The organism is Psychrobacter sp. CX10 (assembly GCF_057621575.2).
Genome location: NZ_CM177736.1, coordinates 1,816,467 through 1,838,938, shown reverse-complemented (window position 1 = coordinate 1,838,938; position 22,472 = coordinate 1,816,467). Strand labels below are relative to the sequence as shown.

16 protein-coding genes are annotated in these 22,472 nt (G+C 38.7%); 9 read left to right on the top strand and 7 right to left on the bottom strand.

Annotated elements, in window-relative coordinates; translation table 11 throughout:
- Window positions 1-37 precede the first annotated feature (37 nt).
- The 6 genes from bamA (at window position 38) to AC21OH_RS07415 (ending at window position 7,366) form a co-directional block, all read left to right on the top strand.
- On the top strand, window positions 38-2,530 hold the full coding sequence (bamA, locus tag AC21OH_RS07440; protein WP_487370869.1) for an outer membrane protein assembly factor BamA: 2,493 nt from the start codon (window positions 38-40) through the stop codon (window positions 2,528-2,530).
- Between the two features lie 202 nt (window positions 2,531-2,732).
- Entirely contained in the window at window positions 2,733-3,797 is a 1,065-nt protein-coding gene (gene lpxD / locus AC21OH_RS07435) for a UDP-3-O-(3-hydroxymyristoyl)glucosamine N-acyltransferase (RefSeq protein WP_487370868.1), read from the top strand.
- Window positions 3,798-3,894: 97 nt separating this feature from the next.
- Window positions 3,895-4,380: a 3-hydroxyacyl-ACP dehydratase FabZ gene (gene fabZ, locus AC21OH_RS07430; RefSeq protein ID WP_487370877.1), complete on the top strand. Its 486-nt coding sequence runs from the start codon at window positions 3,895-3,897 to the stop codon at window positions 4,378-4,380.
- A 127-nt stretch (window positions 4,381-4,507) separates the two neighbouring features.
- Complete coding sequence (lpxA, locus tag AC21OH_RS07425; protein ID WP_487370867.1) at window positions 4,508-5,287, top strand: acyl-ACP--UDP-N-acetylglucosamine O-acyltransferase; 780 nt, start codon at window positions 4,508-4,510, stop codon at window positions 5,285-5,287.
- A gap of 345 nt (window positions 5,288-5,632) precedes the next feature.
- Window positions 5,633-7,150, top strand: a complete 1,518-nt coding sequence (locus AC21OH_RS07420) for a sodium-dependent transporter (RefSeq protein WP_487370866.1) — start codon at window positions 5,633-5,635, stop codon at window positions 7,148-7,150.
- An 87-nt stretch (window positions 7,151-7,237) separates the two neighbouring features.
- The gene (locus AC21OH_RS07415) at window positions 7,238-7,366 is read left to right on the top strand and encodes a methionine/alanine import family NSS transporter small subunit (RefSeq protein WP_486536187.1); all 129 of its coding nucleotides are present in this window, start codon (window positions 7,238-7,240) and stop codon (window positions 7,364-7,366) included.
- 404 nt (window positions 7,367-7,770) lie between these two features.
- Here the strand turns inward: AC21OH_RS07415 and asd are convergent, their stop codons facing one another.
- Window positions 7,771-8,916 carry an aspartate-semialdehyde dehydrogenase gene (gene asd / locus AC21OH_RS07410; protein WP_487370865.1) on the bottom strand — a complete coding sequence of 382 codons (1,146 nt, stop codon included), beginning with the start codon at window positions 8,914-8,916 and terminating at the stop codon, window positions 7,771-7,773.
- A gap of 433 nt (window positions 8,917-9,349) precedes the next feature.
- On the opposite strand from asd, the gene AC21OH_RS07405 reads away from it, so the two are divergent.
- Window positions 9,350-10,501: an endonuclease/exonuclease/phosphatase family protein gene (locus tag AC21OH_RS07405; RefSeq protein ID WP_487370864.1), complete on the top strand. Its 1,152-nt coding sequence runs from the start codon at window positions 9,350-9,352 to the stop codon at window positions 10,499-10,501.
- A 646-nt stretch (window positions 10,502-11,147) separates the two neighbouring features.
- Here AC21OH_RS07405 and AC21OH_RS07400 read toward each other — a convergent pair.
- From AC21OH_RS07400 to rodA, 4 genes are all read right to left on the bottom strand, one after another.
- Window positions 11,148-12,350, bottom strand: coding sequence for a glycosyltransferase (locus AC21OH_RS07400; RefSeq protein WP_487370863.1), 1,203 nt, complete (start codon window positions 12,348-12,350; stop codon window positions 11,148-11,150).
- Window positions 12,351-12,624: 274 nt separating this feature from the next.
- Window positions 12,625-13,617, bottom strand: a complete 993-nt coding sequence (locus AC21OH_RS07395; RefSeq protein WP_487370862.1) for a TIGR03915 family putative DNA repair protein — start codon at window positions 13,615-13,617, stop codon at window positions 12,625-12,627.
- 89 nt (window positions 13,618-13,706) lie between these two features.
- Entirely contained in the window at window positions 13,707-14,975 is a 1,269-nt protein-coding gene (locus AC21OH_RS07390; protein WP_487370861.1) for a putative DNA modification/repair radical SAM protein, read from the bottom strand.
- 233 nt (window positions 14,976-15,208) lie between these two features.
- On the bottom strand, window positions 15,209-16,351 hold the full coding sequence (rodA, locus tag AC21OH_RS07385; RefSeq protein WP_487370860.1) for a rod shape-determining protein RodA: 1,143 nt from the start codon (window positions 16,349-16,351) through the stop codon (window positions 15,209-15,211).
- Window positions 16,352-16,881: 530 nt separating this feature from the next.
- On the opposite strand from rodA, the gene AC21OH_RS07380 reads away from it, so the two are divergent.
- Both AC21OH_RS07380 and AC21OH_RS07375 read left to right on the top strand, forming a co-directional pair.
- Window positions 16,882-17,754: a D-Ala-D-Ala carboxypeptidase family metallohydrolase gene (locus AC21OH_RS07380; RefSeq protein ID WP_487370859.1), complete on the top strand. Its 873-nt coding sequence runs from the start codon at window positions 16,882-16,884 to the stop codon at window positions 17,752-17,754.
- A gap of 193 nt (window positions 17,755-17,947) precedes the next feature.
- Window positions 17,948-18,544 (top strand): hypothetical protein, encoded by a 597-nt coding sequence (locus AC21OH_RS07375; protein ID WP_487370858.1) that lies wholly within the window; start codon window positions 17,948-17,950, stop codon window positions 18,542-18,544.
- Window positions 18,545-18,693: 149 nt separating this feature from the next.
- Here AC21OH_RS07375 and AC21OH_RS07370 read toward each other — a convergent pair whose 3' ends face one another.
- A complete protein-coding gene (locus AC21OH_RS07370) occupies window positions 18,694-20,229 on the bottom strand; it encodes a M16 family metallopeptidase (protein WP_487370857.1) in 1,536 nt (511 codons plus the stop codon).
- Between the two features lie 226 nt (window positions 20,230-20,455).
- Window positions 20,456-21,925: a M16 family metallopeptidase gene (locus AC21OH_RS07365; RefSeq protein WP_487370856.1), complete on the bottom strand. Its 1,470-nt coding sequence runs from the start codon at window positions 21,923-21,925 to the stop codon at window positions 20,456-20,458.
- Between the last annotated feature and the right edge of the window lie 547 nt (window positions 21,926-22,472).

Below are 22,472 nucleotides of genomic sequence, written 5' to 3'. Positions count from 1 at the left end.
ATTAATTTTTTAAGTTTCTGAACTACGGACTGAATGTATGCAATCGTCTTTATATAAAATGGCTCAAATAGTAGCCGCCCCAGTAATTATTGCTATTATGGCTGTTCCATCACAGGCGGCCGAGGTGGTCACTACAGATATTTCATTTGTAGGTCTTGAACGCTTAACACCTGAAAGTTTGTATCCATTACTTCAGACTAATGTCGGCGAAGTCACTACTGAAGACGACTTAGCGCAAAGCATCAAGGCATTATATGCGACTGGTGATTTTGCTAATATTCAAGCCCAGCGTGAGGGTGGTAAGCTTATATTTAATGTCGTTGAGCGTCCAATAGTCGCCGAAATCAAATTTGAAGGTAATAAACTCATACCTGAAGAAGGCCTTGAAGAAGGGCTTAAATATGCGGGTATCTCTGTAGGTCAGGTTCTTAAACAGTCTACTATTCAAAATGTTGCAAATGAGCTGCAACAACAGTATATCGGTCAAGGGTACTACAATAGCGATATTGAGGTAGATCAAGAGCTACTTGATGGTAATCGTGTCAGTTTAACTATTCGGTTCATAGAGGGTAAGGCGGCTAAAGTTGTCGATATTAATATCATTGGTAATGACTACTTTAGTAGTGAAGACATAAAAGACGTTTTTGCGGTTAAAGAAGCATCATGGACTCGTCTATTATCTAAGTCCGATCGCTATGCCAAAGAGAAACTTGCAGCAAGTTTAGAGAACCTAAAAGCTTTATATCAAAACGAAGGTTTTGTTAACTTTGCAGTGGATAATGCAACCTTAAATATTAATGAAGACAAAGACAAGGTATTTATTGAGATAAGTATCACCGAAGGTGATCAATATAAATTTGGTAAAGTAAACTTTTTAGGTAACCCTAGTTACGACACCGAAGTACTCGCCGAACAAATCACCTTTGCAGCGGGCGAACAGTATTCTCAAGCTAAGCTTAATGCCTCCACTGCACAGCTGACCAATCAATATGGTGATGATGGCTATTACTTTGCACAAGTACGTCCTGTACCGCGTATTAACGAAGATACCAAAACGGTTGATATAGATTACTATATAGACCCTGCGCGTCCTGTATATGTCCGCCGTATTAACTTTAGTGGTAATACCAAGACTAAAGATGAAGTACTTAGACGTGAGATGAGGCAATTAGAAGGCGCGCTTGCTTCAAATAATAAAATACAAAGCTCTCGCGTGCGTTTAATGCGAACGGGCTTTTTCAAAACAGTTAACGTAGATGTTAAACCCGTACCCAATTCGCCAGATCAAATAGATGTTAACTTTACTGTCGAAGAGCAGCCCTCTGGTAGCTCTACTGTCGCTGCAGGTTATTCTCAAAGCGGCGGGGTAACTTTTCAGCTAGACTTTAGCCAGAAAAACTTCTTAGGAACAGGAAATCGAGTTAATGCGTCATTAGCACGATCAGAAACCCGTGACTCTTATAGTCTTGGTTATACTGACCCATACTTCACTGAAAATGGTGTCTCTCAGGGTATCAGCGGATATTATCGTAAGACCAAATACGATGATCGAAATGTCAGTGAATACGTACTAGATTCTTACGGTGCGACACTTAATTATAGCTATCCAATCGATGAGACCAAACGCATTAGTGCAGGCTTTAATTATGACAATACTGAAGTTCGTGGTGGTAGATTCATGGGTCTATCAAATGTTAAAGACCTTTTAGATAATGACGGCAGTATTAAGACGTATCCAGTCTATGATGATACGGGTGCGCTTATAGATCCTGTAGGTTCAGCCACTTTCAATAATGATTATGATACTTATAATGTATTATTAGGCTGGGATTACAGTACACTAGATCGTCCTGTATTCCCCTCTAAAGGAATGAGCCACGCCGTCAACGCAACTTTAGGGTTCGGTGACCAAACTTATCAAAAGCTTGTGTATAAGGGGAATGTATATTACCCACTGCCTAAAGACTTCATCGCGCGAGGTTACGCCAAACTAGGCTATGGTAATGATTTACCTTTTTATGAGAATTTTTATGCAGGGGGCTATGGCTCAGTCAGAGGATATGAGAACTCAAGCTTAGGACCCCAGTCTCCATACTTTATACGCCGTGATTTGTATGAACAAGATGAACAGAGCTTCTTAGACGGTATTTATACCACTCGCAATGCAGAAGAGGTTGGCGGTAATGCTTTAGCAACTTTTGGCGCAGAGCTTATTTTACCAATGCCATTTAAAGGAGACTGGGCAGATCAAGTTCGTCCCGTTGTATTTGTCGAAGGCGGTCAAGTATTCGATACTACGGACAAAGAAGATGCTCGTGTCACATTCAATGAACAAACTTTAGAGTTTGAAGAAGATCCTAATGGTACGCCACTTCTTATACAAGACAATGAAGTTCGTTATAGTGCTGGTGCTGGATTGACATGGTTCACACCTATCGGACCTATTTCTATAAGCTATGCCAAACCTTTTAATAATAAAGATGGTGACCAAACCGATGAAGTTCAATTCCAAATTGGTAGTACTTTTTAAATTATAGTGCTTTTAATTTGTAGTGCTTTTAATTTGTAGTGCTTTTAGACCTATAGCACTTTCAAATTAATAGCACTTTCAAATTAATAGGACTTCCAAATTAATAGAGCTTTCAAACTAATATAGCTATCATATCAATAGTACATACTCATAATGTTTTGGATAAATGATCAATAAAGCCTATAAGGACCACTGAATAACCATGACAATACCGACGCCAAATATTAGTCTGGCTCAACTAGTTGAGTGCATCGCTTTAGAACAACCGGTTCTAAATAGTGAAGAGTTTACACCGCAGCAAATGGCGCGGACGATAAATGGTATCGGTAGCTTAGATAAAGCTAACTCAGATCAGTTAAGTTTTTTATCCAACAAAGCATATGCGGATGCATTACCAACGGCCAAAGCAGGTATTATTTTAGTGTCTGCTGATCATCGTGATAAGGTTCCAGCAGAGAGTATTGCGGTTGAGGTAACCTCTCCTTATTTGGCCTATGCAAGTGTTACTCATTTGCTCAAAGCCACGGTTAATCCTGCCTCTGCTTTGAATGAAGCATTTATTCATCCCACTGCTATAGTGGCTGAGACGGCTACTTTAGGTAGCAGTGTGCGTATTGGGGCTTACTGCATTGTCGGCGAACATTCAACCATTGGTGATGGCACACGTTTGCAGTCACATGTTCATATCGATGAGTACGTTAGCATCGGTAGAAATTGCGAAATTTACCCGCACGTATACGTCGCTTACCAGTGTGAAATAGGTAATGACGTGCGTATTCATGCAGGGGCTAGTATTGGTTCTGAAGGTTTCGGATATGCACCTAAAGCTGATACCGCTAGTGAGGGATGGGTACGTATCGTCCAACTTGGTAAAGTTATCATAGGGGATGGGGTACGTGTTGGTAGCCAAACTTGTATTGATCGAGGTGCGGTTGAGGATACGGTAATAGGCAATCATGTCATTATCGATAATTTAGTTCAGATTGGTCACAATACTGTTATCGGTAATGGTAGTGCGTTGGCAGGCAACGCAGGCTTAGCGGGTAGCTCGACACTTGGTAAACGCTGCATGATTGGCGGCGGTGCAGGCGTAGCGGGTCATCTTACTATCACCGATGATGTTGTATTGACAGGCATGACAATGGCAACTAAAACGATTGGTAAGCCAGGGGTTTATTCTTCAGGTATTGGTGCGATGCCTGCTCATGAATGGCGTCGTTCTTTAAGTCAGCTTAAACAGTTAGGCAAACGAGATGATAGCCAATAACTCATTTTGAAGGTGTGTTGTTTTCATGAATCAAGATAATAATAAAACAGTGAAAGCTTCTGATATCCAAAATCCAGAGTCAGTCCTTGAGTGGATAATGACAGAGGAAGATAACGCCGAGCTATTAAATAAAAATATTCAATTGCCCTTATATTACGACAATATCAAGCGCTATTTGCCCCATCGCTATCCTTTTATGTTGGTCGATAGAGTAACACAATGTCGATCTGGTGAATGGATAATAGGTTATAAAAACGTGTCGATTAATGAGCCCTTTTTTCAAGGCCATTTCCCTGAGGAGCCTATCATGCCTGGGGTTTTAATTGTCGAAGCGATGGCGCAGGTATCTGGAATATTGGCTTTCATTACCGATAACACAACCGCTGAAGATGGCTTTATGTTTTTGTTTGCCGGTATGAATAAAGTTCGCTTTAAACGCCCTGTCGTACCTGGAGATGTGTTGACTATAACTTCAAAGCTCATAACTCATAAACGTAATATATATAAGTTTGAGTCAAAAGCACTTGTTGATGGTAAAGTCGCCGCTACTGCTGAGTTGATTATTAGTCAACAACCGTGCTAACGACATCACTTATAACCCTCTATAGCACATAGTTTTAAACGTAAAATGCGGTAACTCTAAGCGGTTGAATAACCTCAAAATTTATGTGATTCTTGCAACTCCTTCAACTTCCAAACAGGTTCTGTAGATGACACAAATACACCCAACAGCTATTATTTCAAAATCTGCTGAAATCCATGAGTCTGCTGTAATCGGGCCTTACTGTATAGTGGGTGATAAAGTCACCATAGGCGCTGGAACAAAGTTATTACGTCATGTCGTTATTACCAAAAACACCCGAATTGGTCAAAACAATGAAATCTATCAGTTCGCCAGTATCGGAGAGGATTGTCAGGATCTAAAGTATGACGGTGAGGAGACATGGCTTGAGATAGGAGATAATAATTCAATCCGCGAGTCTTGTAGCTTTCATAGAGGCACAATACAAGATAGGGGTATTACCAAAATTGGCAGTAATAATTTATTTATGGTGAATACTCATATTGCGCATGATTGTGTGATAGGGAACGGTAATATTCTGGCCAATAACGTTGGTGTTGCAGGTCATGTGCATATAGGTAATGGCGTTATTGTCGGGGGTAATGCAGGTATTCATCAGTTTTGTCATTTGGATGATTTTTGTCTGGTCGGTGGCGGTAGCATTATTTTAAAAGATGTCGCCGCTTTAACGCTTGTATCAGGGAATCCTAGCAAAGCGCATGGCTTGAATATTGAAGGTATGCGCCGAAAAGGGTGGTCAAAACAAACGATTAATATTTTACGCGATGCTTATAAGCTTATATTTAAATTTGGAAAAACCACCACGCAAGCGATTGAAATCCTAAAGACAGAGCACTTACCGCATGAGCCTAAGGTGCAATTGCTTATCAATTCATTAGAAACAAGTAAACGAGGTATTACCCGTTAACATCTAAAGATCCTCTAAAAGAACCTTAATTTTATATTAAGGTTCTTTTTTTTATACGAATATTAAACTAATTATTTTAAAATTCATTAACACTTTTATAGAACTTAAATCAATCGATATGATTGGAAAGTTTACTATATTGAAATTTTTTCTTTAAGGATTGATTGACTATATAACTTGACTTTTATAAAGCAGTGAATGAAACTACCTAGTTATATAAGTTACATAAAATAATGCTAGAGTAACTTACTGTAACTCTCTAATGTTTAATAATTTATCAATAATTACTTTGGTATAAAGAATACAACTCGTATTTATTACTTGAATACATTTAAGGAGCCTTAAATGGCGCATCAACAAGCTAAACGAGAAAATTGGTCAGGAAGATCTGCATTTATTATCGCAGCGATCGGCTCTGCTGTCGGCTTAGGAAATATATGGCGTTTTCCTTATGTGGCTTACGATAATGGTGGTGGGGCATTCATGGTGCCATATTTAATTGCTTTATTTACAGCGGGGATACCCTTACTATTTTTAGATTATGTTGTCGGTCACAAATACCGTGCTGCAGCGCCACGTGCTTACAAGAAAATGGTTAAATCGGCACAGTTTGTTGGCTGGTGGCAAACACTCGTCTCTTTTGTTATCGCGATATATTATGCAGCCGTTATTGTTTGGGCGGGCAGTTATATGGTCTTCTCATTCGGTCAAAAATGGGGAGAAGATACCACGAACTTTTTCGTCAGTGACTTTATTCACCATACCGGTGGCTTAACTGCTGAATTTGTACCAAACATGTTCATTGGATTGGTGATTGTATGGGTATTAGCCTACCTTATTATGGCAGGTGGTATTCGTAAAGGGGTAGAGATAGCTAATAAGATTTGTATTCCATTACTGTTAGTCTTATTCAGTATCATGGTATATAAAGCGGTTAATTTACCCGGCTCAGAAATTGGTTTAAATGCATTTTTTGAACCAAATTGGGAAAGAATGAAAGACCCTAGTGTGTGGTTAGCGGCTTATGGACACGTATTTTTCTCGTTGTCTGTTGGCTTTGGTATTATGGTAACCTATGCGTCCTACCTTAAAAGAAATACAAACCTAACCGGTGCTGGCATGGTAGTTGGTTTTGCCAATTCATCATTTGAGTTATTTGCTGGTATTGGTATTTTTGCGGCTATTGGCTATATGGCACAAGCAACAGGACAAAATGTAGCTGATGTGGCAAGTGGCGGTGTTGGTTTGGCCTTCTTTGTATTTCCTAAAATCATATCTACAATGGGTTCGGCAGGTGATATGGTTGGATTCTTATTCTTTGGTTCATTAGTCGTTGCAGGTATTAGCTCTCTTGTCAGTATTCTAGAAGTTCCTATAGCAGCTTTCCAAGATAAATTCGTTTGGTCACGTAGAAAGGCTGTGAGCGTTATCGTAGGTATTGCTGCTATTATATCTATTGCTGGTTTTTCAACCGGAAGCTCATTAGTCTTGGTAGACGTCGTCGATCATTTTGCAAATAATATCGGTATTGTTGCTGGTGGCTTAATGTCTATAGTTTGGATTACTTGGTTTAATCGTCGTAAGATACCGGGATTACTGGAGCATATTAACCGCGTTTCTAGTATTAAACTAGGTGGTGCTTGGGTATTTATGTTGACTGTTATTACACCAACAGTACTGTTCATAGCGCTGGGTATGAAGCTAATTGGCTTAGTCCAAGAGCCGTATGAGGGTTATTCAACCCCTATTCTATTATTATTTGGTTGGGGTGTGATCGTATTCTTCGCTTTAGGTGCTATAGTACTTAGTAGTATTAGAGGCAAAAATGACGCAGAAGACGATAAAAATCGTACTTTAAATTAATTGCCTTTTATTTACATAAATAAAGCATAAATAAATCGCGAATAAAATTAGCGAATTAAATTTGAATACTGTTCTTTGGAGAACGTAATGACAACTTCAGCAATCATATTTATGATTTTCTCAATGGTTTTAATATGGGGCGGGTTGATTCTCGCTACCATTCATCTGATGAAGAATCCGGATATCTCTATGGATAAGCTTCCGGATGACTATTAATATTTAGGGGTTTTATAGAATTGATTCATGTAACTGTAAGGCTGATGCAAAAATTTCCCCAACCGTTATTGTAAACCTAGCTAAGGGCCAATACGCTTCGGGCATTACCGGCGGTTTACGCCTAGTTTAGAACACAGCTTGAATTAATTGGTAGCTATCAGCAGTCCTAATTAAGTAATTCTATACAGCCCCTAATAGTTTCAAAGATAATTTTGAAATCATAAAAAGCCGCCAACTGTATTCAGTTGGCGGCTTTTGAGTATAGATTAACTCAATAAATTAAAAACTTAATAATTTATAGGCTAAAAAATCTAAAATGGTTACAAGGCAACAGAGTACAAGTACTACTAGAGTAGGCTAAGCGATGTTAATATTGAAACCGTTTAGTATTTAGCTGACTGTATTTAAGTATTTGTTTCACGAATTATATTCAGCATACGACGCAATGGCTCTGCTGCGCCCCATAAGAGTTGATCACCAACGGTAAACGCTCCTAAGTACTCTGGTCCCATATTTAGCTTACGTAGACGACCTAGAGCAACGGTAAGCGTGCCAGTTACTGACACAGGGGTCAGGCGCTGCATAGTCGCGTCTTTATCATCCTCAACAAAATCCAACCATTCATTGCCGCTGTTTTTTAGCGCTGCCTCAATTTCTTCTAAAGGAATGTCTTTTTTAAGTTTGATAGTCAAGCCTTGGGCATGACAACGCATAGAGCCAACTCGCACACATAATCCATCAATAGGGATAATGTCTGCACCTTCATTATTAAGGATTTTATTGGTCTCAACCCCGCCTTTCCACTCTTCACGAGATTGTTTGTTTTCAAGCTGACTATCAATATACGGAATCAAGCTACCCGCTAGTGGCACACCGAAATATTGGGTAGGGAAGTCCTCACTACGTTGAGTGTATGCTATTTTTTTATCAATTGCCAATATCGCACTTGCAGGATCAGCAAGCTCATCAGCGACTGAATCTCTTAGAATGCCCATGCCATTGATAAGTTCACGCATATTATTAGCACCTGAACCACTTGCTGCCTGATAGGTCATGGCCGATACCCATTCAACCCAGCCACGGTTAAATAGCTCACCGATAGCCATCAACATTAAAGAAACTGTACAGTTACCACCAATAAAGTCTTTGGTGCCATTTGTAAGTGCCTCATCTATAACAGAGCGATTTACAGGGTCTAGAATTATGACGCTGTCATTTGCCATACGTAGACTACTTGCAGCATCTACCCAGTAACCATTCCAACCAGTCTCACGTAGTGGACCATTTACGGCGTCGGTGTAGCTACCGCCTTGACAAGTTATGATGACATCACAAGCACGTAAGGCATCTAAATCGTGTGCATCTTTTAAGGTCTTACTGTCTGTAGACGTGATACTACCGTCAAAAGTAGGGGCGTCACCACCAGCGTTACTGGTTGAGAAAAAAATAGGGGTTATACCCGAAAAATCATTTTCTTCTACCATGCGCTGCATAAGTACAGAACCTACCATGCCGCGCCATCCAACTAGACCTACTGTTAACTGACTCATTACTTACCCCTTTTATTGAACTGAAATAACATTATAATCGCTCAACTTCGAAATGTTGCTTTAGATAACGTCTGATTAGCCATTTATTCTTTTCAAAGGATGACTATTTCTTATAGGATGATTATAACTGTTGTAAAATATGTTTATTGTACGCGCAACCGATTACCTTGCCTTTATATTACGCAAAATGCAATAGATAGATGCAAAATATTTAAATTAAATAGCAATATTTTACTTGGTTCTCTATTACAAAATATTATCGCTTAACAAAGTTTATTTTGAGGGATAAGCAATTAAAAAGTTGACTTTCAGTTTTTGAAACTTAACAGGATTAGTATGATAAAGTATTGCATCGATTTTTCTTCAAAATTGTTTGAGAAGTGTTTGATAACTTGTACCTATCTATATCCTATATCATAAGTTGGTTTAAACTATGCTCGATATCATATATTTGATTCTTCAAATTCTTGCTGGTCTGGTGATATTTGTCAGTGCCTGGGGATTGTTGCCATTTGATCATTGGTGGGTGCGTGGAGTTGATTTTCCAAGAATTCAAATATTGGTACTTGGTTTTATTGGATTAATAGGACTATTAATTTTCGTACCGATATGGGGACTTATCGATCTGTTATTAATAACAGGCTTAGTAGGTGCAATAGTTTTCCAGCTACGCATGGTATTACCGTACACACGATTGTGGAAAAAAGAAGTCAAAGAAGCTGCCCCTCAAGAAAACCCTGTACAGCTCAAGCTCATGGTATCTAATGTACTCACCCCTAATGACAACACCGCTGCTTTAGTTAATTTAGTTCAGCAAAGACAGCCTGATGTTTTGATCACACTGGAGTCAGATAAGAAATGGCAAGATGCTTTGAGCGCGATTGAAACAGATTATCCATACACTGTCAAAGTACCACTGGATAATTTATACGGTATGCATTTATATTCTAAGCTTGAGCTTATTAATCCTCAAGTAAAGTTCTTATTAGTAGATGATATTCCCTCAATTCACACTCAGCTGCGCTTACGTAATGGGAAGGTTATATGGCTATATTGTCTACATCCCATGCCACCAAGTCCCACAGAAGCGGACAAATCTACCACGCGTGATGCCGAGCTATTAATGGTAGGACGCCATATTAAGAAACACGGTCAAACGGCGATATTGGCAGGTGATTTAAACGATGTGGCTTGGTCTAAAACTACCCGAATGTTCCAGCGTATTTCGGAGCTATTAGATCCACGCATCGGACGATTCTTTATCAACACTTTTCATGTCAATTATCCTTTTTTACGCTGGGCGCTAGATCACATCTTTCATAGCGCTTGCTTTACGTTAGTGGATATTGAACGATTACCTTCAATTGGGTCGGATCATTTTCCTGTTTTAACTACCTTACAATACGAACCTTCCTCCAAGAATGAGCAAGAACAAAACGCCCCAGTGGCTAGTGAACAAGACAAACAAAATACTGAAGATAAAATAGAAGAGGGTAAGGTTGAGGGAATAAAAGAAACATCAAAACGTAGTGACAAAGACTTAGATACGGTGCCAGCAGTATCAATCGCGATATCGCCGCAATAACTCGGCAATAACTTAACGTAAATAGTGAGTTAAGTTAATAATGAGCCTGCGAAATTCAATTATGTTTAAAAGAACAGCTTGTATTGGATAAATACTATGAATTTCAATAGCTTAGCGGTGTAAGCATTTACTTACATTAAAATGAGTTTTTTGCTGCTAGTCACTCATTAAGCTTAAGCATACAATAGGCTCATCAACACATGGATGTCAGGGATAGCAGTGTTGAATTAGCAGCATAATTTATAGATGAAGCCATCTAGCTAAGCTTAACTAAATGACTTTATTGCCCTGTAAGGTTATATATGAGTTTAGTGTTATGGAAGCTAATACGACTTAGGATGAGTCTAAATATAATAACTATAAAACGCGCCTAAAACCCAAGTCTCTGCCCTAGACTTGGGTTTTTTCTTGTCTAGATTTTAATATGTTGCCTATTAGAAAGTTGGCTATACAGTCTGTATCTTCAAAAGTTAATATTTTGATTAACTTTGCAGATTTATCCCTATTGTGACTTGAAATTATTTATACGGTTTATAGGTCAGAATTTGACAGCTTCTTATATCACCCAGTTGACAGCCAGATAACAACCACATAGCAACGATTAAGCAACTAATTTGCTCAAAACACCTATCTTAAACCTATTGATTTATCCTTCAAGCAATTCATCTGAACGATCATTTTTAACCTCCATCTTAGTCTCAAAAGAGTCAGTCGGATAAGATTTAAGCTGCTTTGACTCGTATAATGTCGTATAAACCTCAAGGGTTTCTTTAATCATTTGTTGGATGGTGAATTGATCGGTGATATAGGGTCGCATAGCATTTTCTAACTGATTGCTAATCACCTTACATAGTGCAAACGCATTATAATCTCGTACCAAACCTTGAGGGTATAAAGGCTCTAAAATCTCTGTAAATGCCGCTCTGTTCCAGCCAATAACAGGCGTACCTAAATGAACAGCTTGAATAATATTAATACCAATAGATTCAGGCTGATCAGCAAGTGCTAATACCACATTAGATGCTGCTAACCACTCACGCATATCATTGCGTTTTGTTCCAATAAAAGTAAAGAAATCATAGAGCTCTAATGCATTGATACGCTGTACAAACTCTTCATGCAGCACTGAGGATTTAGACTCTTCATCCATGATAATAACATGTATATTGGGGAACTCTTCTTTTAAGTTGCCAACCACGTCAATCAGCCATTCTTGACCGTATTCTGATCCAATAACGGTGGGAAATAGTAGCCATTTTTTATTTTCAAGTTGCGGATATTCGGCGAATGTACTACGAAGCCAATATACTGACGGATTGTGACGATAGGGGAATTTGCGGGTATCAACTCCGCGGTATATACGAGTAATCACTTTGGGAGGCATTTTAATTTCATTCAGCGCATTTAGCAAATAGTCTGTCACGCTGTCAGAAACTGTAATAACTCTATCTACATTTAAGATTGCCCGAGAGTAGCCATTAATTGGATAAAAGCCATACATGGTCGAGACAAGCTTAGGCTGTGTTCTTAATTTTGCGCCCCTTAATGCCCAACGAAGAATCCAAGCAGGGGTTCGTGAGTGTATATGAATTATGTCTGGCTGGTGTTGCTCAATTAAGCGGCGTAGCGGATAAATCTGACGCAGTGCAAGCCATGATTTTTTTTCAATCGTTAACTGATGATAGATGTTGCCGTCACGTTCTAAACGTTTAACCAAGTCATTATCTTCATTAGCAGCTGAGACGATAATAGAGGTGTATCCGCGCTTTACCAGCGCACGACCCAAATGGAATATTCCCCGTTCGGATTCATCGTGCTTTAGGGAGGAGAGCAGACGCATAACTTTCATAATAGTAACGATGCTTTTTAAATAAGTATGGATGTATTAGATATAGAACTGCGCATTTATTTAATCTATATATATAATGGCAATATAGTCAGCTAAATAAAGCTTCACTCAACTTGAATATAATAGCACTTTATAAAAGCTGTGCGTGCTTTTCTGTATAATTGTAATATTGAAAAATTATTTTCTGAGCAGTTTTTATTCTGAATAAATAATAGTCTGAACAATTTATACAGCAAATTATTAAAACAATGCAAAGATCTGTCTTCATCTAAAATCAGCGTTTTTTAGCTAAGTGTTCTGCATTAGGTAGTACCTGTTTTTCACTTAAATACTTCCAGTAGCGCTGCGGTAAATACTGTTTATGGAGTTTGGGGTTTTTACGCTCTTTGATATTAACATTCGTAAAATATCCTTGCCAAAATCTCTGATATTGCTGTTCTTGTTCACTATAAACACTACTTGGATTAGAGATGACGCCGTCATCAATATCCGTAATAGTTTGAAGGGGAGCAGGCTTAGTAGCTGTAGATAACGTCATGTCAAAAAAGATACCATAACTTCGACGTATATCATATATCGCCCAATGCTGGTCTTGATACCTCTGGCGGAAATGTTCACCTATGAGAGGTAACACATTAAAGTCAGGTTCTACGCGCGCAAAATAGACATCTTCAGTTGTATGCTCAAACCGAACAAAAGCTTCCATACGGTGCTTTTCCCGGCCAACGGATTTAACGGTTTGAGCCAGCTCTAACACATCTAAATTACCTAAATCCTGTAATACTTGACGCTGTGGATAGTCGATAGCGTACTTCACGACACTAAACAAAGTAGAGCCTATATCGATTTTTTCAGATAAAAACCCCCATAATAATTGACGCATTCCTCTTCGGCCAAATAGAGCATTTAGCTTTTTTAACACACGTGCGGATTTGGTGTCGTCAAGAGGCGCATAGACAGCAGTATCAATTAATGAGGGCGTGTAATCACTTTTATCAATAAGCTTTAGGTAGGACGCATGCTGAAGCTTATGCTCATAGATATAAAACACAGCGCTGAGCCAACCTTCAAAGCTTGGCTCATAAACGATAATAGTTGGCTCAACATGAACTGGCAGCTTTGAGTTCGCAGCTTTGTGTTTGGACGATGTCCTACTATTTGAAGACGTATCTTTGGTCGATGATGCACTACTGGACGATGAAGCACTAATGGTTGATGATTCACTACTGGTTAAAGAACCAAAGTTTGACGCTGTAGAGTTATTCATCGACACCTCTTTGTATAGTGAGTCTGTATTGCTAAATTCTGCTTAAATAAAGCCTGTATAAATAGAGTGCGATTAAAATAAAAGCTGGATTAAAATAAAGCCAGTTGTCCACTACGTTCATCGTTAAATTTGGTTTGGGTTTGCGCCAACACGTATTCTCTAAAGTTATCACGTGTAAGATGAGCTAAATGTTCATTCTTCCCTGAGGTTGCGATAAAGAACTTAGCACGATTAACCGCAGCGCCCATTTTTTTAAGGTGATCTAAGGTGATTTGATTAAATTTACGTGCTTTAACGATTTTTTTAGCTGTCTTGATACCTATACCCGGAATACGGACGATAGCTTCATAGGGCGCTTTTTGAATGTTAACCGGGAAGTGTTCGCGATGACGTATGGCCCACGCGAGTTTTGGATCGCATTCTAAATCTAAAAAAGGGTCGTCTGGCTCTACAATTTCATGCGCTCCAAAGCCATAAAATCGCATTAACCAGTCCGCTTGGTATAATCGGTTTTCACGCACCATAGGCACAGGCGTACCAATTGCAGGCAAGCGGTTATCCGACAACATGGGTACATAGCCTGAATAATAAACACGTTTAAGGTCATACTTTTTGTAAAAATGACTGGATAATTGAATAACTTGCAGATCTGTTTCGTTACTGGCACCGACAATCATTTGGCTGGTTTGCCCAGCAGGGGTAAATTTAGGGGCAGATTTGTGCTTTTTACGACTCTCCTTGATCGTAATAATTTCTTCTTTAACCGTCTCCATTGGAGCTTTGAGCTCATCATGGCTTTTTTCAGGTGCCAATAGTGCCAAGCCAGACTTGGTAGGGATTTCAATATTTGCGCTGAGTCTGTCGGCGTATAAGCCTGCTTGATACAAGAGCTCTTTACTTGCGCCAGGAATGGTCTTTAAATGGATGTACCCATTGAAGCGCTCACGCGTACGTAATAATTTGGCAACTTCAACCAGTCGCTCCATAGTGTAATCACCACTTTTAAAGATACCAGAGCTTAAAAACAATCCTTCAATATAATTACGGCGATAAAACTGCATAGTAAGTTCAACCACTTCTTCAACAGAAAAAGCAGCGCGCGGCGTATCATTACTACGTCGAGACGTACAATACGCACAATCGTAAATACAGTGATTGGTTAATAAGATTTTGAGTAAACTAACGCAGCGTCCATCTTCGGTATAGCTATGACAAATACCTGTTTTGGAGGCATCGCCAAGACCACCGCCTTGATTCTTACGTTTGCCGCCTGATGATGAGCATGACACATCGTATTTAGCAGCGTCTGCAAGTATATTTAGTTTACCTTGAAGTCTTTCATAATTGATTGTAGCCATAAGCATTTAAACCAGTTACCAATAGATGGTTATAATAGCAAAAATTAGGCTAAACGTATGTTATAAAAGGGTTTAGATAGTTTATAAACGACGGTGAGTGTCGTGAGAATAGGTATAAATTGGTAATGTAGTCTATAAAATTACATTTAAAGCATGCGTCTTTAGGGATATGACTAATAGATTTGGTTTTAAAAAATATGATGCAATTAATTAGGGGCTGTCTAGAATAATAGCTATTTAGTATTGTGTGTATAGATAGACATGAGTAAACCAAATCCAGCCATAAGGGTAATCACCGCAGTACCACCATAACTTATCAAGGGAAGAGGTACGCCAACTACCGGTAAGATTCCGCCTACCATACCAATATTAACAAAGATATATACAAAAAAAGACATGCTAATAGCGCCTGCTAACAAACGACCATAGGTATTGAGATGAACGGCAGCAATATACAATGAACGGACAAGTATACATGCATAAAGAAATATCAATACACTCACACCTGCCAGCCCAAATTCTTCTGAAAAGGCGGCAATAATAAAGTCTGTGTGTCCCTCGGGCAAAAATTCTAACTGGGATTGGGTGCCTTCTAAATATCCTTTACCCGTCAATCCCCCTGAGCCGATAGCAGTCTTTGATTGAGTGATGTTCCATCCTGCTCCTAGTGCATCGGCCTCGGGGTTAAACATGGTCATCACCCGCTGCTTTTGATAGTCGAGCATATAAAAATTCCAACCTGCCCATCCAACCGGAATCATCAAACCAATCGCTGAACCGATAATCCACCAAGGTAAGCCTGATAAAAACAAAACAAATATTCCACTGGCCGCAACCAATAGAGAGGTTCCTAAATCAGGCTGCTTTGAGATAAGTAGAGTAGGTACCAAAATAATAGCAAGGGTAGTTGCCACTGAGACTATATTTGGTGGTAACTCTCGCCTAGATAAATACCATGCACACATCATAGGTAGCCCAAGCTTCATAAACTCAGAAGGCTGTACGCTACCAAAGCCTGGAATCCTAATCCAGCGCTGTGCACCCATCCTCACTTCACCAATCAGCTCTACAACGATCAGTAAGAAAATACCTAAGATATAAAAAATAGGGGTAAAGTCACGGTATACCCCAGGCGGTATTTGAGCCATGCCAATCATGACGCCAAAGGCTATACCATAACTGACCATTTGGCGGGTAACCATAGAAACATCTTGTGTAGACGCACTATATAAAATAGCCAACCCAATAAAACAGATGGTTAATAATAGGATCATTAACCAAGGGTCTATATGCACCCGTTCCCAGATGCTTACCGTATCATCACGACCAAAGTGATGAGATTGTCTAGAAAACCGATACTGTTGTTGCTTTGACATAGGGGAAAGTTTATATTGAGTCAGCTTATATAGGATGCATAAGTCCATTCGCATTTATACGACAAGGACCGTAGGCATAAGGTGTTTTGCCTGTCATAGATAATTAAACCAACGAAGTGAATTAAAGCCAGTTTCGCACTATTGTAGTTTATACACACTGTTCTAAGTTTAAACATTAGGCGTTAAGATACGCTATTAGCAAATTATCTAAACTAGAGCAATAGTCTGGTAATATCTTGGGCGCTATATTTTAGCGTGGCTGGACAAAATTTGATAGTATCGAATAGAAGATAATTTTAAGGTTAATTTTATAATGCCATAATAAGCCATCCTATACTTAGTTGACCCTCTATAGCAAATATACATTATAGCGATTAAATTACTTTGATTCGCTATTGATGCTATTGTTCAAAGCTATTGTTCATAGTTAGAGCTAATAGTTATGGAAGGTTAAGCTTGTAATTGCTCTGATCTGTAAACTCACATTATTTATTCTTATTAAGCTCAACCCTACTAAGCCAAAACCTACTATGCTAAAACCTATTTTAAATAACACAGACAAGTCAATGCTTTCAATGTTGTCAGCGGCTTTAATACTAGTTGCTGGGTGTACCTCAGCGCCTACTAAAAATAATCATGAGGTAAATCGCACCCCAACTAATACGAAGTATCCAAATACGCAAAGCTCAAATCATAGTTCCAAAAGCAACAATACTAATGATGCGATTGATGCATTGATAACGGATAAAGAAGAGCGCTATGTTGGATATGGATTAATAATTGAAGAAAGAACCCGTCGAGGTCAGCAAAGCAATACACCATATCCCTCAGAAGGCGGGATAATATTTGATAACTTAAGTTTTGATCAATGGTTGAGTGTTTCCTCATACCGTGCCAATCAAGTGGCTCAATACCAAAGCTATTTGGCCAGTTATGTCGGAATGTACGCTGTACCACCTATGAAGCAATTACTGACAACAGCGCGAAGTTGGGAGCGCTGCGGGTATGAACCTTATCAGCTACCGCCGCGTGAGCTTTGGTCTAATATGATCAATACGCTCACATTGTATGATACGCTTAAAGCAAAAGGCGTATTGCCGCAGACGACTCAAATACGCTCCGTATATCGTTCACCATCACTTAATTCATGCGCCGGCGGGGCCCGAGCTAGTAAACACATGACAAATGGAGCTATAGATATATGGGTGCCTGAGTATGATGGGCAGCCATGGTATATTAATCCAATGCAAGATAAATTATGTCAGTTTTGGAATATGGAAGGACAATCTTTTGATTTTGGACTCGGCTTATATGCGACAGGCTCGGTACATATAGACACTCAGGGATATCGCTTGTGGGGCGCTTCTAATGCTTCGTATGATTCATATTGTCGGTATTTATAAATTACAATTTTGTAATCTTTAACGGTATAATACGCGCTGTATATTTTATCAAAGTCTTAACTTGGCTTAGTATAGTACATCATGACTGTCTTTATGCATAAATTGATAAACATCGATTAATACATGCCGATTAAAATCACCGATTGAAGCAAACCGCACTAGCAAACCGTACTAGCAAACTAAGAGGTTCGAATTGAAGCTAAATTCACTATCCTATTATGGCCGAATAACCATATGCGCAGCAGCTGTTTTACTCGCCTCATGTGATGAACACAAGAGTTTCTTTGAAAGCGTTACTACCTCCAATCAGGGTGAGTGGAAGGATATTTCCAATAGCCAAGCATCCGAATTGTCCGATTTGGTTACGACCTTGGATGTCAATCAAAGAATGGCTTCCATTGGTCGAATCAAACCTATTGAAAATACGCAGAATCTACAAACTATCAACATCGATAGGTTTCAATCTTATCAAGATGACATCGCCTGCGATCAACTTATGATAGAAAACAATACAAATGATTCGATTGAACGTATCACTCAAAACCCTGTTGATAATATCTGTGATTATTATTTATATGCTGATAAAGGTGAGAATGTTCGTATTGAATTATTCACTGATGATATTAAGGCGACACTGCTAAAACCTTCATTCCATGACTTCGAAAATGGGTCTTATAGAATCAAACATTCAGACAAACATGTGATACGCTTTGAATTTGATACTAATAAGTACCGTTCTCAGCCTATGGACGATGATATGATCATCACTATTGAAGACACGTTAATTTAAATGTGTTCATAATAAATTGTAACCATCAGCATAACGTCGTTATCTTAATTTTGTTGTTATATAAATAAAAATCAAGACGCCTAATTAAATTGGCGTCTTTTTTATGCAATCAAAAATTTTGAGTAAATCATCTACAATACTCTAATCAATTACTCTTCTTTTAAGTCGTGCAATGGTGAACTTTTAGCTATCTCAGGGTTGCCAACAGTCACAATGATAAATTTCTCTGGCGTTAAAGTTTCTTTAAGCACTTGGTTCACCTCATTAATATTGGCACTTTCAATACGGTCTATATAATTGGTTACATAGGTATCAGGTAAGTTATTAAAGTTAAGTAGCCCTAGCATTTGATTGATGCCTTTATTGCTTGAAAAGCTCATAGGATAACTATTTATTAAGCTCTCCTTGGTAATAGTAAATTCTTCTGGGCTGACACCATTTTCAAGCGTGTTATTAATCGTTTGTAAGGTTGCATAAATAGCATCATCAGCTTTTTCATTACGCGTTGAAAAACGAATAGCATAGGGGCCATTGGTTTGCATGGCAGTCATACCACCACTGATGCCATACGTATAACCGAGCTCTTTGCGTACCTTACCCATAAGTCTGGAATTAAACCCACCACCTGCTAGTATTTCATTGCCGATACTAAAATTGGTGTTGCGTTTTATATCCGCTTCACTATTTTTTAATTTATAGCCTAATTGGCCAATTAAAACTGAGGTTTGATCGCTATCATAGTCCACATGTATCCATTTACTGTCAGCGATGGGCGTAGGGGTTGGGAGCTTGTCAGCGGATTCTCCTATTGGTAAATCTTTAGTGATTGTCTCGGCGATGGCTTTAGCTTGAGCGGTTGTTAAATCCCCTGTTAGACTCAATGTGGCGTTATTAGCAACTATATATTTTTGATGGAACTTTTGTAGATCATTAATACTTAGCGTTGGTATGGAGTCAACCGTGCCATATGAGGAATGCGCATAGGGATGGGAGCCATACAAAGCATTACTAAAAGTGTTACTGGCAACAAAAGATGGATTTTGCTGCATTTGTTTTAAAGCCAGAACTTGCTGGGCTTTTGTGCGCTCTAGTACCGAGTCATCAAATCTTGGTTCATTCAATACTCGGCTTAGTAAATTTATTGCAGGTTCTAGATGGCTGTCATCCGATAAGCTACGTAAGCTTATAACAAATTGATCTTTATATGCTGAGCTTTGAAGCTCAATGCCCAACTGTTCTATTAATTCAGCAAACTCTGTTTCATTCAACTGTGATGTGCCTTTTAATAATAGATTGGCAGTCATGTTTGCAAGTCCATAACTGCCCTCACGTATACTTTCATCGCGAGCACTGCCTGCATTAAATCGTAAATCAACATCAACAATAGGCAGTTGATTGGTTTTGAAGAAAATCACAGGTACGCCATTTTGAGTCGTAAAATGCTGAAACTCAGGTATTTCCATGACGAGCTTTTCGGTGTTTTTTAAGCTCTCAAGGGTATTTAAGGCAGCTATGGGTTCAGCGATGTCTACATTAGTATTACTATGTTCGCCTGTGATTATAGGGCCTGCATCTGCATAGGCTTGACCTATACTTAATAGGGAGCTTAAAACAATGATGGTGTACGTTAATAACGATCTTGAGCGTCGTAAATCAAAATGGTGGGCTGAGGTAAGTTTTTTCATTCTAATTTTAATCCAAGGTTGTTATAAGTAAAAAGAGTTCAAATAATGAATTAGTTGTAAGAACCTATATTCACAAACTACAATTGACTATTTATGCCTATAATGCGCCAATACTTCGTTAAAATTTGGATTAAATAGAATGACTATTCAACTAAACTTTGTCTTGTAGTGACGCATTCTATGCTAAAAATATCCTAAAGTTAGCTTAAGAATACAGGTTCTAAATTTAACGGTTTTCTGAAGGCTCTACATGCATCACAGTTAAGTTTTCAGCAACTAAGTATTTTTTTGCAGTCGCATTAATGTGGTCACTATCGACTGCTTTCAATTTGTCTTCTAATATGTTTATTATGCGGTCATCTAAGCCACGAGACTGCATGCTACCTATGGTGGATGCCTGTCCAGAAACGCTATCTTGACTAAAGATTAAACCTTTCACCACATTGTTACGGGCACGCTCAAGCTCAGTATCGCTAATGGTTTCGGTTTTAAGATTAGAGACTTCTTTCAAGATAATGTCTTGAGCTTGTTGCAGGCTGATGCCTTGACGCGGCGTCGCTTGAATCAAGAACAAGCTGTCGCCTCGTTCGAATAGGTCGTAATGTGACCCTATTGACGCCAATGCACCTTGGCTACGGACTAAGTTTTTCTCGAAGCGCGCCGCATAACCGCCATCCATAATATATTGCAGCATGAGTAAATCATAAGCGTCTTCTTCGGGGACATCAGTTGCAAGCGCAATGGGTAGCGTAGGGACGTTAAATCCCATTATTAAGGTAGGAATATTGACAGACTCTACGATGGTTTGTTGTTGATAGCCTCGCCAACCTGGCTGTCTAAGTAAAGATCGGTTAGGTATTGGTTTGGATTTAAGATGACCAAAGTATTTTTGAACTTTCTTAATGGCATCTGATGGTGTGACGTCACCGACTATCACTAATGTGGCATTGTTGGGTGCGTACCATGTTTCATACCATTCTTTTAAATCACTAATTTCAGTATTGGCTATATCTTGCATAGGACCAATGACCGACTCGCCCTTAGGACTGTCTGGCAAGGCTAATTTGCGAAACTTCTCAAAGGCTCTGGCTAAGGGGTTATCATCAGTGCGTTGACGCCTCTCTTCCATAACCACATTGCGCTCTTGAGCAAACTCTTGAACAAACTCATCCCTATCAAAGCGTAAATTGGTCATGCGATCCGCTTCGAGCTCCAAGGCCAACTCAAGGCGATTAACGGGGAACATTTCGTAATATCCGGTGTAGTCATAGCTGGTAAAAGCATTGTGATTGCCACCGAACTTAGCTATTAGTCGGTCAAAATCAGCACCAGAGACCTTTTCAGTGCCTTTAAACATCATGTGTTCTAATAAGTGTGAGATACCGCCTTTATTTTCCGGTTCATCAGTAGCGCCCACACCGTACCAAATCTGGGTCATGGCCACTGGCGCTCTATGGTCTTCTTTAATAATGACTTTTAAACCATTATCTAAAAGATATTCATGGCGATTCGCGTCTGCTGGATATTGAGTTTCATTGGAGCTTACTAAGTTATGTACATTAGAAGTGTGAGATGAGGAAGGGAAGCTGTTACAAGCACTTAAGACTGTAATAGTTAAGCTTGCAGCTATTAAGTTCTTAACAGTCGTTATAGGGGCTTTGTTTAATATTGAAGTCTTAATTTTTTTTGTATTCATACCTTCCTCAGTGAAAAAATTATTTTAATATACAAGTAATAGGGTGGTACGCGATCAGTCAGCGGCTTTAAAATCTCGCATTTAATATCATAAATATAAATTGTTTGTAAACTGCAATTGTAATTTTAACAATTATTGAAGTTCAAACTACAGTACATAATGTTAATTCTATTCATGGTGCTTATTATTTCAAGGTATACAGAATAAAGGCAACTTAAAATACAAATAGATAACTTTAATTAGGGCATACCGATAGATTCTTTAGAACGGAGTGAAAATTTTGGGTAAAAAATTCGCTAATTCGCTTACCAATTGGATTTATAACTAACTTATTCTAACAAGTTAAACCTTATTGATAGCGTGGTTTCAATAAAGTGTTAAAACTATTGAAAGATAAAAAATTGACTCCAGATAAACGGCTTATTTTGTTATAATCATCTGTTACTTCAAATTAAATGGCTTTTACATAATTAAGATATATATCAGTCATTATATTAGCACTTAAAATTTAGTACTCTTAAATAATTAATTCTCAATTAGTAATTTC